Source organism: Pseudomonas sp. BIGb0278 (assembly GCF_024809895.1).
In the GTDB taxonomy this organism is placed as follows: domain Bacteria; phylum Pseudomonadota; class Gammaproteobacteria; order Pseudomonadales; family Pseudomonadaceae; genus Aquipseudomonas; species Aquipseudomonas shirazensis.
On sequence record NZ_JANUEL010000007.1, the window covers coordinates 51,793 to 65,265 of the forward strand.

Below are 13,473 nucleotides of genomic sequence, written 5' to 3' on the forward strand. Positions count from 1 at the left end.
GATGTTCACTCGAATCAATGGTAAAAATAAATCTGTCCCTTTTTTGTACAAAGCTGTCCTTTACGAAGGGTAGCTAACTGCCGAAACTACCTTTTTTGATCAGCAGTAACTCATAGGTAGCGGCCGATCGGCGTTTCCACAGAGCGATTTCGGTTTTTGCCGAAATCTTGTGAACCTTTCCAGTACGTGTTTGCTGAAAGGTTCAAGCCGAAAGTTGCATTTACGTGATTGATCGGCAAAAATCGGCAATGAGATGCCAGTCAAGCGATCTAAGAATCAAGAGTGACCCATAATGCTATCAGCAGAAGATCAGGATTTCATGTCCAATGAAATGAGCATTTCGCTAGCGTCCATTAGCTCTAAGCTCGGCGAGCGTGCTTTATTACCTTATAAGGATCGTCTTGAGTCTGTGATTGCTTTTTTTATACGTTAAATTCAAATTCAGAATGAAGCCGGATATTTATTTTATGGGGACTCATTCCAACTCAGCCCGGCTCAAGTAAAAATTGATAATTATAGTGCCGAATTGTCTGAGGATCTTGCAGGCACTGAAGCATTACCTATACTTGATTCATTGAGATATGCATTTTCCTTATTTGCTCGCAACGGACTTCATGAGCTATTTACGTGCCAGGAAAATGTGGGATGGTATCCCAGAGTGATCCTTAAGAAAGAATTAAGGCCGAACGATATTAGCGAGCTGCCAAACCTGCTTACTCTGTACAGAGGCACAGATATTTCCGAACACAACTCATCGAGCTATGGGTAGTCATGGATTACGTGCAAAGAGATAGCCTATATTTTTGCTTTTAAACATTACGTGGGGCAGCCTTCGTTTGAAGTTGGTAAGAGAGTGATTTTGAAAACTATAATTCCTAAAGAATATGCGTATTTTTCCAATCAACTCGGTTAGTTCGAGGTTCTTATTGATGTTGACAAAATTTCACATGTCGGCATAGTCTAGTTGTTCACGTTTATCGCGTTGCTGTGACAATAGCCCTAAGAAGACATTTTATCTCAAGGATGCCATTTGTGAGTGGTATTGTTTCTCGAATAAATCAAGGAAGATATGACTCTGAGCAGAGTCTTTTGAATTTACGTGATAACGCCATTACCAAGTGTAGAGTTGATGTTCTTGACTCGGTAAATCAACGCCTTAGAAAGTGTCACCCAAAAATCTACGAGCGACTCGTGGGGCCGCTTCATGAGCGCAAGAAAGACAAAAAATTCAATTGCTATTGTAATAATCCGCAGAGTCTATATGGGATTTATCAGGATATTATAAATGACAACGTTCATTTGCATTCGTTAATGTGTGATGAATGCTGGCAGAAAGATATTGCAAAAACTTGGGGTTACTATGGCTGGGCAAGCAAACTAATTCCACAGATGACATGGGACGCTTTGTGTGAAAAACGTGCATATGAAAAATTTGTTGAGTGAATTTACCTAAATTTAGAGGTGGCTGAGCGATTGCATCTGGCTATTAGGTCCCCTCCACCAAGGGCACCTTTGAGTCTTGTTCTGCCGGTCCTTACTAGCATTTGACGCGGGGGTACGTAGCTCTCAATGGATCCTTCGCAAGTCTCGATTCGATTCCACTGAAAGCCATAACTAGCTGATTTTTTTATAGATACCCTATGAGGTACATCAAAAAATCCACTAAATTCCAACCCCGCGAAAACCGGGCCCTCCCGGCCAACAACCGTCTGTCTGTCTCCGGCACCATGACATCAGATTACAGAAGTCTGAAACTCTCCAAGCAATACCCAAGAGCCCGCCTACTGCGGGCTTTGCTGTTTCTGATGTCCTCGTTTAGAAGTCTATTCACGGAGCCGCCGGCCTGCGCAGGCCAGCAAGTTGAAGTGCTGGCGTCTGTCCACACCCACCGGCCAGGAGTCCGTTTTATGCCTACAGATCTGGACGCGTTGCCTTCAAGTAGTCACGACTGCAAAAGTTACCAAGCGAGGAGGCAGCATCCGGCCGCTACTTTTTCAAAGCCTGTCAGCCAGGGGTATTACTGCGAGTCGTTGAGGAAAGACCAGAGATCTAGAGGAAGACGTCGTAAGACAGTTTGCTGATCAGGATCAGTAATAACACTAGGAATAGCGCTCGGACAAAAGGCACGCCTTTGTGAACCGCCAGCCAGGTGCCAGTGAGCGCTCCGAGAATGTTGAACGCAGCCATGGGAATCGCGATCAGGTAGAGCACGTTACCCGTCGGAATGAAGAACATTAGTGCCGCGATATTGGTAGCGATGTTCACGAGTTTCGCCGATGCCGAGGCGTGCAGAAAGTCGAAGGCGAAGCAGCGGATAAACAAAAAGATCAGGAAGCTGCCAGTGCCCGGACCGAACAGGCCATCGTAAAAACCGATGGCGCCGCCGATGACGATCGCCAGCAGTTTTTCCCTGGTACCGATGCGCATCGGTTTATGCAGGGCGCCGAAGTCTTTTTTCCAAAAGGTGTAGATCGCCATCAGCACAATCATCACCAGCACCGCCGGCCGCATCACTGACTGCGGTACGAACGATACCGTGGCGGCGCCGAAGAACGCCATGACAAAGGCCGCACAGGCCGCAGGGATCACAAGCCCCCAGTCGATCACCACCTTGCGTATGAAGGACCGGGCCGCGAATGCGGTGCCGCAGGCGGCAGCGACCTTGTTGGTACCCAGCAGCGCTGCCGGTTGGGCGCTGGGCAGTAAGTTGAAAAGGGCGGGTATCTGGATCAGTCCGCCGCCGCCCACCGCCGCATCGATCAGGCCGGCAGCGAAAGCGAACACGCAAAGGATGACAATATCGACCATGAACTAAGGCTCTGACTATCTAGGTGTGTGGCGCATATCGCTGCAATCAGAGGACATGCTGATCTGGGCTGACGGGAAGGTTAACGGAAGGGCTTTTTCTGTGTTGCAATGCCGCATTGTGAAAAGTGCAATGAGGTGGAGCGTGGCATTGAACATGTTGGCGGAACTTGAAGCCTTTGCGGCCGTAGCTCGCAAGCGCAGCTTCGTCGCCGCGGCACGTGCCTTGGGACGCTCCCCTAGTGCAGTGACCCGCGCCATTCAAGCCCTGGAGGAAAGTGTCGGGCTTAAGTTGTTCAATCGCTCGTCCAATACCGTGAGCCTTACTGAGGCGGGTGAGTGCTTGTTATCCCACGCCTACAAAATGCTCGAACTGCAACGCGAGGTGGATGAAGACCTGGCCGGTCTCAGCGGCCTGGCCTCCGGCTGGATCCGTTTTTCCGCCCCCGAGGTACTTGGACATGGGGTATTGCCTAGGTTGATCGCGCAGTACTGCGAGCGTTATCCGGACGTCAACATCGATGTGATTTTCACCGATGAGCTCCTCGATCCGGCCAAGAGCAAACTGGACTTCTCGATCCGCGGGGCATTTCCACAATCCAGCGACTTGATCGGTTTCGCGCTCTGGAGTTACTCACGCCATCTGTATGCCGCCCCCGGGTACCTGGAGCGCAAAGGCGTGCCCGACTCTATCGAGGCGCTGGAGTCGCATTCGCTGATCCTGCATACGGCGCCGCGGATTCTCAAAGAGTGGAATTTTCGCTGCGACGGGCAGGCCATCAGCTTTCGGGTTCATCCCAAATTTCGTTTTAGTTCTGGTCTGGCGGTCTTCCAGGCAGCCTTGGCGGGCGTCGGGATCGCCCGCTTGGCGGATTGGATGGCTGAGCCCGAAGTGGAAGCGGGGCGCTTGGTGCGGGTTTGCCCTGACTACAAACTCACCTCCAGCAGCGGCGAGAGCCCACAGATGCATGCGGTTTACCCGGCCGGAAATCTGCCGCTGCGGGTGAGGGCGTTGCTGGAAATGATTCGTGGCGTGGGTGAGAGCCCGAAATATAGCCGCGGCACAACACTGATATGAGATTACAGGGCGTTCAGCCCGGCGGTATGTCTGACGTCAGTACGCGCATTGTCAAACATGGCCATATCTTGTGATCTGTGTGCTTGAGGCCGAACCCTGAGCGCCGGAACCCGTCGTGGTGCTCTCGCAGGGGCAGGTATCGATACCTGCAAAGCTACGAAGCAAAAGTCGAGGTCATGGCCGGCGATCCGGTGCTGATCGTGGCGCGATATGCCGGGACGACGCGATCACCCATGCTCCGCCGCCAACATTGATCTGAACTGAGAAATGCTCTCTGCAGATAGCCTGACACCTCCAAATCTAACGGGGGCGGTGCCCGAGGAATGCAGGGTTCTGCGTGAGTGGCACACGCGCATGCAGGAACGCCCCAGCGTGCAGGAATGGCGAGCAATGGTGCAGCGTGGAGCGCCGCAAAAGTGAAGTGGTTACCGCGCACGCGGGGTCGATGACAGCCACCCCGGCTCAACACGAGGTGCTGCACTGCTGATCAGTGCAGTACCTGACTCAAGAACAATCGACTCCGCTCACTCTGCGGATTCTCAAAAAACTCCCTGGGCGTAGCCTCCTCAACAATCTCCCCCTGATCCATAAATACCACCCGGTGCGCCACCGTCCGGGCAAAGCCCATCTCATGCGTCACGCACACCATGGTCATGCCGTCTTCGGCCAGGTCGACCATGGTCTGCAGCACTTCCTTGACCATCTCCGGGTCCAGCGCCGAGGTGGGTTCGTCAAACAGCATGATCTTTGGCTTCATGCACAACGCCCGGGCAATCGCGACGCGCTGTTGCTGGCCGCCTGAAAGCTGGCCGGGGTATTTATGCGCCTGTTCGGGAATGCGCACCCGTTCCAGGTAATGCATCGCCACCGCCTCCGCCTCCTTGCGCGGCATCTTGCGCGCCCACATCGGGGCGAGGGTGCAGTTCTGCAGGATGGTCAGGTGCGGGAACAGGTTGAAGTGCTGGAACACCATGCCGACTTCGCGGCGGATGGTTTCGATCTGTTTGGCATCATTGGTCAGCTCGGTGCCGTCGACGACGATGCGGCCTTGCTGGTGTTCTTCGAGGCGGTTCAGACAGCGAATGGTCGTCGATTTGCCCGAGCCAGACGGGCCGCACAGCACGATGCGTTCACCCTGGCGTACGCTGAGGTTGATGTTCTTCAGTACCTGGAACTCGCCATACCATTTGTTGACGTTTTCCATCTGGATCATGGTCTGTGCGCCCAGTGGATCCAGGGCTTTGCCGGTCGCTTGACTCATTTGAAACTCCTTGCCGGAGCACAGGCGCGCCGTCCCTGTGGAAGCGGGCACGCCTGATGTGGGAAGAGGATGTTGCAGGTGCCGTTGCCTCAGTGCAGGACGCTTTCCAGGAACTGCCGGGTGCGAGGCTCCTTCGGTGCGCTGAAGATTTCCGCCGGCGGGCCCATTTCGATGATCTTGCCGCCGTCGAAGAACACCACGCGGTCGGCCACCTCACGTGCGAAGCCCATTTCGTGAGTGACAACGATCATGGTCATGCCCTCGGCCGCGAGGCCTTTCATCACGTTCAGCACGTCACCTACGGTCTCCGGATCGAGCGCGGAGGTGGGCTCGTCGAACAGCATCAGCTTGGGTTTCATCGCCAAGGCGCGAACGATCGCCACCCGCTGTTGCTGGCCGCCGGACAGCTCCGCCGGATAATGCTCGGCCTTGTGCCGCAGGCCGACGCGGTCGAGCAGGGCGAGGGCGTGGGTCTGGGCTTCCTGTTTGCTCGAGCGCTTGAGCTTGACCGGGGCGAGCATCATGTTCGCCAGCACGCTCATGTGCGGGAACAGGGTGTAGTCCTGAAACACCATGCCCACCTCTTCGCGCAGCTTGGCCAAAGCCTTGCGGTCACCGGCATTGGCCGAGTCGCCATTGGCGATTACCACGGTGCCGAACGATGGCTCTTCCAGGCTGTTCAGGCAGCGGATGAAGGTCGACTTGCCCGAGCCGCTGGGGCCGATGATGACCACCACTTCACCTTGGCGAACGTCCATGTCCACGCCCTTGACCACCTCGTGCGCGCCGAAGCTTTTGTGCAGGTCGCGAACCGTCAGGATCGTGCTCATACGCCCGCCTGTGCCCGGGTCAGGGTTTGTAGGTTGAGGTTGGCCGCGCTGAGGCGCTCGCGGCGCTGCTGGTTGGCAATGCGCTCGGCGCTCAGGCGCTCGCTGGCACGTGCCAGGCTTGGCTTGAGTGAGCCGAGCGAGGGGCCGCCTGCGGAGCTGCGACCTTGCACGTTGCTGACCGGGTCGAGGCAATCACGGACTTTGTGCTCGGGCAGGTTGAGGGCGTGGCCGAGTTGTTCGAGGGCGCAGGCATCGACCATCTGCGTGGTGATCTGGTTGGCCGGCAGGCCCTGGTCCATGGCCATGCGCACCACGCCGCCGACCACATGGTGGGCTTCGCGGAACGACAGGTCGACTTCGCGCACCATCAGGTCGGCAAGGCCGGTGGCGGTGGAGAAGTCTTCACCGGCGCGGCGTACCGCCAGGTCGATGTTGGGCGTTGCGGTGCGCAGCACCAGGTCGAGCAGTTTCAGGCAGCGTAGGGTTTCTTCGGCGGCTTCCCAGAAGCCGCGGGTGCCTTCGCGGTTGCCGTCGCCGGTGTGGGAAAAGTTGGTGCCCTTGATGCTCACGCTGGCGCCCATCAGCAGGCCGACGATGTGCCCGCTGCGGCCCTTGAGGTACTCGAGTACGGTGGGGTTTTTCTTTTGCGGCATGATGCTGGAGGTGGCGGCGACGCTGTCGGGGAAGTCGATGAGGTTGAACTCATGGGTGCTCCAGACAAAGTAGTCCTGCGCGACGCGGCTCCAGAACACCGCCAGGTGGCTCAGGTGCGACAGGCTTTCGAGCAGGAAGTCGCGTGAGCCGATGGCGTCCAGCGCGTTGTCCAGGTAGCCGTCGAAGCCGAGCAGCTCGGCGGTGCGGGCGCGGTCGATGTCGAACGGCGTGCCGGCGAAAGCGGCTGCGCCGAGTGGACACTGGTTCATCGACTCCAGAGTCTGGATCAGGCGCTTGCTGTCGCGCTCCAGCGCCTGTTCCACCGCGCTCAGGTAGTAGCCGTAGGTGATCGGTTGCGCCGGCTGCAGGTGGGTGTAGCCGGGCATCACCACTTCGGCGTACATCGCGGCGCAGCGCAGGGCCGTGGCGCGCACGGTCACCAGTTCATCGATCAGGTCCATCAACAACTCGCGGCAGCGCAGGCGGTCGAGTGTGGCGAGGATGTCGTTGCGGCTGCGACCGGTGTGCAGGCGCCCGCCGATGTCGGCGCCGATCTGCTCGATCAGGTGCGCTTCGTAGTTGAAGTAGGCGTCTTCGCGGGACGGGTCCAGCTCGACCGCATCCGGCCCGGCCTGCTCCATGTCCAGCACACCCTTGGCCAGCGCACTGGCATGTTCGCCGCGAATCAGCCCCTGTTCGGCAAGCATCAGGATGTGCGCCTTGTTGACGTTGCCCAGGTTGGCGAAACCGCTGGCGAAGCCTTCCAGGCGCGGGCGATAGATGTACTCGTTGACTTCCGGCGCGGTGCTTTCTTTCAGACGCCGACTGACTTTGGATTCTTGCATGTTGGAACCTCTCCAATAGAAGTACGTACCGCCGGGCGACCCAGACGACGTTCGAGATAACGGCTAAGCCAGGTCAGTGCCGAGCAGATGACGAAGTACACCAGCAACACCACGGCGTAGACCGAGAAGGCCGGGCTGACGCCGGTCATGACGGTTTCCCGTTCGATGATGATCTGGCCGACCTTGAGGAATTCGCCTACGCCGACCAGGGCGCCCAGCGACGTCGCTTGCACGAGGATCGTCAGCAGCCCGGTATAGGCCGGCAGAATGGCTTTCATCGACTGCGGCACGATCACGTGCAGGTAGATCTGCCAGGGGCGCAGGCCCAAGGCCCAGGCGCTTTTCCACTGGTGTCGGGACACCGACTCCAACCCGCCCCGCACGATCTCGATACCGTTGGCGCTGCCCCACAAGGTCAGGCCGACGGTGACCGCGGCAAACGGGCTTAGATCGACGCCGAACATCGGCGCGCCGAAGAAGATGAAGAACACGTTGACGATCAGCGGAATGGAGCGGAACAGCTCCACATAGGCATGAATCGTCCACCACAGCACGCGGTTCTTGACCGTGGCCAGTACGCCGAGCACGGCCGAGATCAGCGTGGTGAACAACAGCACCACCAGCGCCAGCTGCAGGGTCATCAACAACCCTTTTAAAACGAAGCTCCAGTTTTCGAAGATGAAGTTCATGCTCGCCTCACTGCCGGAAAGGGCGTTGTAAGTGGGCGGAAAGGCGCGCAGTCAAAAGCGCGAGCACGCCGACCAGCACCAGGTACATGACGCAGATGGCCGTGAACATCTCGATGGCGCGAAAGTCCGTGGCGATGCGGTCCACCGCGACGAAGGTCAATTCCGCCAGGCCGATGGCCTGCAGGTACGAAGAGTTCTTCAGCAGCGAGATCGCGGTGTTGAGCATCGCCGGCAGGCTGGTGCGAAACGCGATCGGCAGGGCGATCAGGGCAAAGTACTGCGCGGGCTTGAGGCTGAGTGCCAGGCTCGCCTCGCGCATGCCGCGCTCCACGGTGGCCAGGCCGCCGCGGATGTTCTCGATCTGATAAGCCCCAGCCCACAGTGACAGGCACACCACCCCCGACCAGAACAGCGACAACCCTAAGCCAATGGCCGGCAGACCGTAGAAGATGAAGAACAACTGCACCAGGATCGGCGTATTGCGGATCAACTCCACGTACAGCACCACGGCCTGCGACAGCACCGGCACTTTCATCACCCGCACCGCGCCGCCCAGCACACCGATCAGCATTGAAAAGAAGATGGCCAGCGCGGTGATCTTCAGCGTCATCAACACGCCGTCGAGCAGCGCAGGCCACTGCGCCATCAAGTAATGGATGTCGAAATCCATGATCGCGGCCGATCAGAGCGATTCGGCAGGTTTGGCCTGCTCGAACACACTGATGTAATAGCCCTGGATATTCTTCGGTACGAACTGCTCTACCCAGCCGCGGTACAGGTGCTCTTCACGCATGCGCAGCACCGCCGCGCTGAGGAAGTCGCGCCACTGCTCTTCGTTCTTGCGCACACCGATGGCCGCGTCGGAGATCTGGAACGGTTCGCCGATCAGGCGCGCGTCCTTGTCGTTGTCTGCCACCACCACCAGCGTTGCGGCGTCGTGGGTGTAGGCATCGGCGCGGCCTTGGCGGAAGGCTTGCAGGGCATCGGCGGCGCTGTTCATGCGCAGGGTTTTCACGTCGGGCATGTGGTCTTCGAACCACTTGGCCTGCACCGAGCCCTTGAGCGTGGCGAGGGTCTTGCCCTTGAGGTCGGCGATCTTCTGTGCCGGGCTGTCCTTCTTCACCACCACGTCACTCGCCCCCCAGCGGTAGGGCGTGGTGAAGTCGATCACGCGCTGACGCTCCGGGGTCACGCCGAGGGTGGCGATGAGGAAGTCGACCTTGCGCCCCAGCAGTTGCGGCACTCGGTTTTCGGCAGTCACGCAGGTAAAGCTGACCTTGTCCTTGGAGCCCAGGGCCCACAGTGACACCTGCTTTGCCATCTCTACTTCGACGCCGGCAAAGTCGCCCTTGTTGTCTTGATAGCCATAAGGCGGCTGGTCGCAACGCACGCCAGCTCGCAGCTGGCCTGCCTCTTTGATAGCTGCAGGAACGGCCGGCAAGTCGACGGCTTGGGCGGTGGACACCGCTGCCATGGACACGCACGAAAGGGCCAGTGCAGCGCTTAGTTTTTTATACGAGAACGACATGATGCCTCCTGATTACCGGGCTGCATCGCCCCACTGGCGTGCGGCGAAACGATGAGTACAAGGGCAGAGCTGAAATGAAGCTTGAGCACCGGTTTTGTTTTTGTTGTTGCGGGTATGCGCTCGGTTGGCATCGCGCTGCATCGGGGCAGACGTCGATGTAGATCTAGTTATAAAATCTTCGGGTCATGCAATCAAATGACAATCCATCAACTAGTCATGCAGAAATGATATGGCCATTAACTTCAAGCAGATCGAAACCTTCCGCGCGGTGATGGTCAGCGGCTCCATGACGGCGGCGGCGCAGGCGTTGCACACCTCGCAGCCGAACGTCAGCCGCCTGATCGCCCAGCTCGAACGGGCCAACGGCTTCAAATTGTTTGAGCGGGTGGGCGCGCGATTGGTGCCAACCGATGAAGGCGCGCAGTTTTTCGCCGACGTCGAGCGCGCCTTTATCGGCCTGCACAGCCTGGAAAACTCCGCCCAGCACCTCAAACGTGGCGGTACCGGGCGCTTGCGCATCGGCGCTGTGCCGTCGCTGACCCACGGCCTGCTGCCGGCGATCATCCAGCGCTTTCGCCAGCAGAACCCACACGTGCATATATCGATCCACACCAATGACTCGCCCAACGTCGCGCACTGGGCGGCGACCCGTTTCTGCGATGTCTGCCTGGTGTCCTACGTGGCCGAAGACATGGCCGGTGTGCAGTCGGAAATCATCTGTGATGTGCCTGGCGTGTGCATTTTCCCCAAAGGGCATCGGCTTGGTGCCTTGGAGGTAGTGACACCGGCAGATTTGAAGGGCGAGGAATTCATCTCGCTGTCGCACACCGACGGCTCCCGCACGCGGCTCGACCGACTGTTTGCCGAAGAAGATCCGCGCGTGCTGAACATGGATGCGACCCATGCTGCCACTGTCTGCTCACTGGTCGGGCTTGGGCTGGGCGTCAGCGTGGTCAGCCCGCTGGTGGCCAACGAGTACCTGCATACCGATATCGACATCCGGCCGTTTGCGCCGGAGCTGCGCTTTTATACCTATTTGCTGCTGTCGTCCGACCGGCCTGAGAATGTGCTGACGCAGAGATTTCGGGTGTTGGCGGGGGAGATGTTGAGGGAGGCGGCGCGGGGGAGTTTGGAGAGGGAGCGGTAGGCAACGTGACTTCCTGGCCTGCTAGATAAAGCAAGTATTCAGAGTTGCCTTGAGCTATTGTTAGCTGCGCAAAAAAATTGCCTGATGCACTTTTTTCAAGGATTGAAATGAAAGCCCTATTGCTTGTGCTATCGACCTTGCTCCTGCTTTCCGGCTGCTCCACGCCGCTCACCGCTACCAAGGCCAGCCCCTCGATCGCCGAAACCAAATCGGTGCAGTTCGGTGGGAAGACGTTTGTCCTCAAGTTCCAGAAGCAGGGCCTGTGGGAATATTTCCCTGAAGATGAAAGCATGGATGCCTGGACCGAGATGGTCGACTTTACTGTCGTGCCTCGCGAGCTGAACCGCTTCAAGCCCCTCGACCTGGCCAAACGTGCCATCCAGCTGCATCAGCAGGAAAACCCGAATATGCCGGCAGTCCTGCTGACAAAAAATAGAACCGGGATCGACTACGCGATGATGTACTACCCCGATTCAGTCCGTAAAGACGGGCAGTTTTCGGAGATTAGTTACTTCAAGTACTACACCGATGGCACCACTGGCCAGACCATAATTTTTCACTTCGCCCGGACCATTCCAAAACCGAACGATCCCACCGAGAGCGCAACAGCGATGGGGCAGGAGATCCCGCCGCTGATGGAAGCATTCCCGCTGTACCGGCCGTGACACGGCTGAGTAAACAGTGGGACAGGCGTATCTGATAACGCGCGTGCTCAGTAAAGACATAATCCACTCTCCATCCTGCAGACAGGGACGACTCCCATGCACGTACGCACACTGACCGAAGACGACCTGCCCCTCGCCAGCGCCGTTTGTATTGATGCGTTCATGCTGGCAGTTGCGCCCTCGCTATCAGCGCAGGGCGTGGAAACCTTCGCCAAGGTGGCATCCGTGGACGCGTTTGCCGAGCGTAAGCAGGGCGACAATCTGATGTTGGTCTGTGAAGCGGATGGCGTGATAACAGGGCTTGTTGAGCTCAAGCAAGGGCGCCACGTGGCGATGCTGTTCGTCGCGCCGAGCTGGCAGCGTCGAGGTATCGGCAGGCGCCTTGTAAATGCTGCGCTGGAGCAGGCCAGGGCAGAGGTAGTAACCGTGAATGCCTCGTTGTCCTCGGTGGCATCATACCAACGCTACGGGTTCGTCCTGGCAGGTGACGTAGGTGAATCCGCCGGGCTCGTCTATCAGCCGATGGAGAAGCGGTTGCCTTAGTGTTATGAACACTCGGTCATTGTCTAGCAGCCGACATATTCTGCTGCCGCGCTGGTTTGACCATCAGATCACGACCAGCTGATACGGGCAATTTCTGCGTCGCTCATCTGGCGCCAATCATCCTTGCTGATCCCGTAATCCTGCTCGGCTGATTCCAGAGCCTGCTCCAGTGTAATCATCAAATGATCGCCTTCAACCTGCTGGCGGGCGTAGTCCACGAAGCGAATCTCCATGTATACCGGCGGCTCGTGCTCACCCGCGACTTCAAGACCAAACAACACGATCGTCGAGACGCTGGGTCGGTATGCGCAAGGTACTTTCACATCGGCAACCAAGTGCAACGGTTGTGGCTTCATCTGGATACCTGAGTCGCTGGGCCTGTGTGTAGCCGCTATCTGACGTCTGTGCCCGGGTACAGCTCGGGTGGTGGCTGGTAGTCAGGGTTTTCGAATTGACTGTTGGTGTAGAAGGTCTCGGCGGTTGGCCCAGCATGCTTGTAGGTTACATCTTCGTTACGGACCAGATGCCAGCCCGTACCTTCTTTGTCACGCTCGATCAGCGTTGGGGACAGCGTGCACTTCCCACTGGAACCTGAAGTGAGGAGGAACTGATAGTAGCGCCCGGCTTCAGGTGTGAATTGGGTTGTGACAGAGCAGGTCCTGGTACGCGAACCCTTCCATGTCATATACACAGTTGTTTCCAGGCCCGGCCGAATCGTTGATTCGTAGTAGTCCCAGGTCAGGTCTTGCCCCGCTTTGGGCAAGCCAATGTCTTGGGTATGGATAAAGGGGAAAGGCCCGGTACGCACCACACCGCCGGTCCTCACACCGTTGTCGGTCTGGTAGATTGCCGCGTGCTGGGTGAAATTGACGACCCGAATCCAGGCCGGATTCGGCTCATTCGCGGGTGCGACAAAGTAATCGGTGTGGGGGAGATACTTGCAACCTGCGAACATTGGCAACAGCACTAAACAGAATCTCAAGCGTGTCGTCATTGATCCATTTCCCTGCAGAATTTTCGCTATGACCGCGTCTGCAGGGATTTATTCGTCACCCGCACTGATTTCCTCGGGGTGGATGGCTCTTGGTCTGCGTGCCTGATCACGAGCTTCTGGAACGAGCCAGGCAACTTCCCCTGACCCCAAATGCGCCCCGCTATCGCGGGGCTCAACACAGAGGGAGGCTCGTAGTCAGAACGACTCGACTGCCTTCTGGGCTTGTTGAACAAGCTTGTTTCCATCCAGTTTCGGGAAGGAAAAATTAATGATGATGCTGGACTCGTCATCCACGCCAGAGATGACTAAATCAGCACCCCTGACGTTGGTCTCTTGAAAGACAGTCGGGTCTGCCGGGCGCCGTTTCTTCGATTCGCCAACCCAGTGCAGCGACAAGACCGATACCAACTTGCATGCTGTGACCAATCCTGTCG

At 57.5% G+C, this 13,473-nt stretch carries 15 protein-coding genes and 1 pseudogene; 6 read left to right on the forward strand and 10 right to left on the reverse strand.

The features are described from left to right. Positions 1 to 1,023: 1,023 nt before the first annotated feature. Entirely contained in the window at positions 1,024 to 1,443 is a 420-nt protein-coding gene (locus tag M2396_RS20675) for a hypothetical protein (protein ID WP_259077634.1), read from the forward strand. A 606-nt stretch (positions 1,444 to 2,049) separates the two neighbouring features. On the opposite strand, the gene M2396_RS20680 is transcribed toward M2396_RS20675, so the two are convergent. After that, positions 2,050 to 2,808, reverse strand: coding sequence for a TSUP family transporter (locus M2396_RS20680; protein ID WP_188035293.1), 759 nt, complete (start codon positions 2,806 to 2,808; stop codon positions 2,050 to 2,052). 142 nt (positions 2,809 to 2,950) lie between these two features. Between M2396_RS20680 and M2396_RS20685 the strand changes: the two genes are divergently transcribed. Beyond that, entirely contained in the window at positions 2,951 to 3,883 is a 933-nt protein-coding gene (locus M2396_RS20685; protein WP_259077636.1) for a LysR family transcriptional regulator, read from the forward strand. A gap of 312 nt (positions 3,884 to 4,195) precedes the next feature. Continuing rightward, positions 4,196 to 4,303 (forward strand): annotated as a pseudogene (locus tag M2396_RS20690) (glutathione S-transferase); the annotation flags it as partial. Between the two features lie 67 nt (positions 4,304 to 4,370). On the opposite strand, the gene M2396_RS20695 reads toward M2396_RS20690, so the two are convergent. The 6 genes from M2396_RS20695 to M2396_RS20720 form a co-directional block, all read right to left on the reverse strand. Next, positions 4,371 to 5,144, reverse strand: a complete 774-nt coding sequence (locus M2396_RS20695; RefSeq protein ID WP_259077638.1) for an amino acid ABC transporter ATP-binding protein — start codon at positions 5,142 to 5,144, stop codon at positions 4,371 to 4,373. A gap of 89 nt (positions 5,145 to 5,233) precedes the next feature. Beyond that, the gene (locus M2396_RS20700) at positions 5,234 to 5,974 is read right to left on the reverse strand and encodes an amino acid ABC transporter ATP-binding protein (RefSeq protein ID WP_310504244.1); all 741 of its coding nucleotides are present in this window, start codon (positions 5,972 to 5,974) and stop codon (positions 5,234 to 5,236) included. Continuing rightward, entirely contained in the window at positions 5,971 to 7,473 is a 1,503-nt protein-coding gene (gene argH / locus M2396_RS20705; RefSeq protein WP_259077640.1) for an argininosuccinate lyase, read from the reverse strand. The genes M2396_RS20700 and argH overlap by 4 nt, the downstream gene beginning before the upstream one ends. Then, positions 7,443 to 8,162, reverse strand: a complete 720-nt coding sequence (locus M2396_RS20710; RefSeq protein WP_150569989.1) for an amino acid ABC transporter permease — start codon at positions 8,160 to 8,162, stop codon at positions 7,443 to 7,445. Before M2396_RS20710 ends, argH begins: the two co-directional genes overlap by 31 nt. A 7-nt stretch (positions 8,163 to 8,169) precedes the next feature. Next, a complete protein-coding gene (locus M2396_RS20715) occupies positions 8,170 to 8,832 on the reverse strand; it encodes an amino acid ABC transporter permease (protein WP_259077644.1) in 663 nt (220 codons plus the stop codon). 12 nt (positions 8,833 to 8,844) lie between these two features. Beyond that, complete coding sequence (locus M2396_RS20720) at positions 8,845 to 9,690, reverse strand: transporter substrate-binding domain-containing protein (RefSeq protein ID WP_220633047.1); 846 nt, start codon at positions 9,688 to 9,690, stop codon at positions 8,845 to 8,847. A gap of 229 nt (positions 9,691 to 9,919) precedes the next feature. Between M2396_RS20720 and M2396_RS20725 the strand changes: the two genes are divergently transcribed. The 3 genes from M2396_RS20725 to M2396_RS20735 all read left to right on the forward strand — a co-directional run bounded on the left by M2396_RS20725 (position 9,920) and on the right by M2396_RS20735 (position 12,045). Next, positions 9,920 to 10,837, forward strand: a complete 918-nt coding sequence (locus M2396_RS20725) for a LysR substrate-binding domain-containing protein (RefSeq protein WP_189691832.1) — start codon at positions 9,920 to 9,922, stop codon at positions 10,835 to 10,837. 107 nt (positions 10,838 to 10,944) lie between these two features. After that, entirely contained in the window at positions 10,945 to 11,502 is a 558-nt protein-coding gene (locus M2396_RS20730) for a hypothetical protein (protein WP_150569990.1), read from the forward strand. Positions 11,503 to 11,598: 96 nt separating this feature from the next. Continuing rightward, positions 11,599 to 12,045 (forward strand): GNAT family N-acetyltransferase, encoded by a 447-nt coding sequence (locus M2396_RS20735; protein ID WP_259077648.1) that lies wholly within the window; start codon positions 11,599 to 11,601, stop codon positions 12,043 to 12,045. A gap of 68 nt (positions 12,046 to 12,113) precedes the next feature. Here M2396_RS20735 and M2396_RS20740 read toward each other — a convergent pair whose 3' ends face one another. From M2396_RS20740 to M2396_RS20750, 3 genes are all read right to left on the reverse strand, one after another. Next, positions 12,114 to 12,401, reverse strand: a complete 288-nt coding sequence (locus tag M2396_RS20740; RefSeq protein ID WP_259077651.1) for a hypothetical protein — start codon at positions 12,399 to 12,401, stop codon at positions 12,114 to 12,116. A 35-nt stretch (positions 12,402 to 12,436) separates the two neighbouring features. Next, on the reverse strand, positions 12,437 to 13,039 hold the full coding sequence (locus M2396_RS20745; RefSeq protein ID WP_259077654.1) for a hypothetical protein: 603 nt from the start codon (positions 13,037 to 13,039) through the stop codon (positions 12,437 to 12,439). A gap of 195 nt (positions 13,040 to 13,234) precedes the next feature. Further along, on the reverse strand, positions 13,235 to 13,435 hold the full coding sequence (locus M2396_RS20750) for a hypothetical protein (protein WP_259077658.1): 201 nt from the start codon (positions 13,433 to 13,435) through the stop codon (positions 13,235 to 13,237). Positions 13,436 to 13,473: the final 38 nt, after the last annotated feature.

What these genes read in the sequence shown, in the direction of transcription:
- M2396_RS20675 (WP_259077634.1), top strand. Translation starts at nt 1,024, where the DNA reads ATGCCATTTGTGAGTGGTATTGTTTCTCGAATAAATCAAGGAAGATAT.
- M2396_RS20680 (WP_188035293.1), bottom strand. Translation starts at nt 2,808, where the DNA reads ATGGTCGATATTGTCATCCTTTGCGTGTTCGCTTTCGCTGCCGGCCTG.
- M2396_RS20695 (WP_259077638.1), bottom strand. Translation starts at nt 5,144, where the DNA reads ATGAGTCAAGCGACCGGCAAAGCCCTGGATCCACTGGGCGCACAGACC.
- M2396_RS20700 (WP_310504244.1), bottom strand. Translation starts at nt 5,974, where the DNA reads ATGAGCACGATCCTGACGGTTCGCGACCTGCACAAAAGCTTCGGCGCG.
- argH (WP_259077640.1), bottom strand. Translation starts at nt 7,473, where the DNA reads ATGCAAGAATCCAAAGTCAGTCGGCGTCTGAAAGAAAGCACCGCGCCG.
- M2396_RS20710 (WP_150569989.1), bottom strand. Translation starts at nt 8,162, where the DNA reads ATGAACTTCATCTTCGAAAACTGGAGCTTCGTTTTAAAAGGGTTGTTG.
- M2396_RS20715 (WP_259077644.1), bottom strand. Translation starts at nt 8,832, where the DNA reads ATGGATTTCGACATCCATTACTTGATGGCGCAGTGGCCTGCGCTGCTC.
- M2396_RS20720 (WP_220633047.1), bottom strand. Translation starts at nt 9,690, where the DNA reads ATGTCGTTCTCGTATAAAAAACTAAGCGCTGCACTGGCCCTTTCGTGC.
- M2396_RS20725 (WP_189691832.1), top strand. Translation starts at nt 9,920, where the DNA reads ATGGCCATTAACTTCAAGCAGATCGAAACCTTCCGCGCGGTGATGGTC.
- M2396_RS20730 (WP_150569990.1), top strand. Translation starts at nt 10,945, where the DNA reads ATGAAAGCCCTATTGCTTGTGCTATCGACCTTGCTCCTGCTTTCCGGC.
- M2396_RS20735 (WP_259077648.1), top strand. Translation starts at nt 11,599, where the DNA reads ATGCACGTACGCACACTGACCGAAGACGACCTGCCCCTCGCCAGCGCC.
- M2396_RS20740 (WP_259077651.1), bottom strand. Translation starts at nt 12,401, where the DNA reads ATGAAGCCACAACCGTTGCACTTGGTTGCCGATGTGAAAGTACCTTGC.
- M2396_RS20745 (WP_259077654.1), bottom strand. Translation starts at nt 13,039, where the DNA reads ATGACGACACGCTTGAGATTCTGTTTAGTGCTGTTGCCAATGTTCGCA.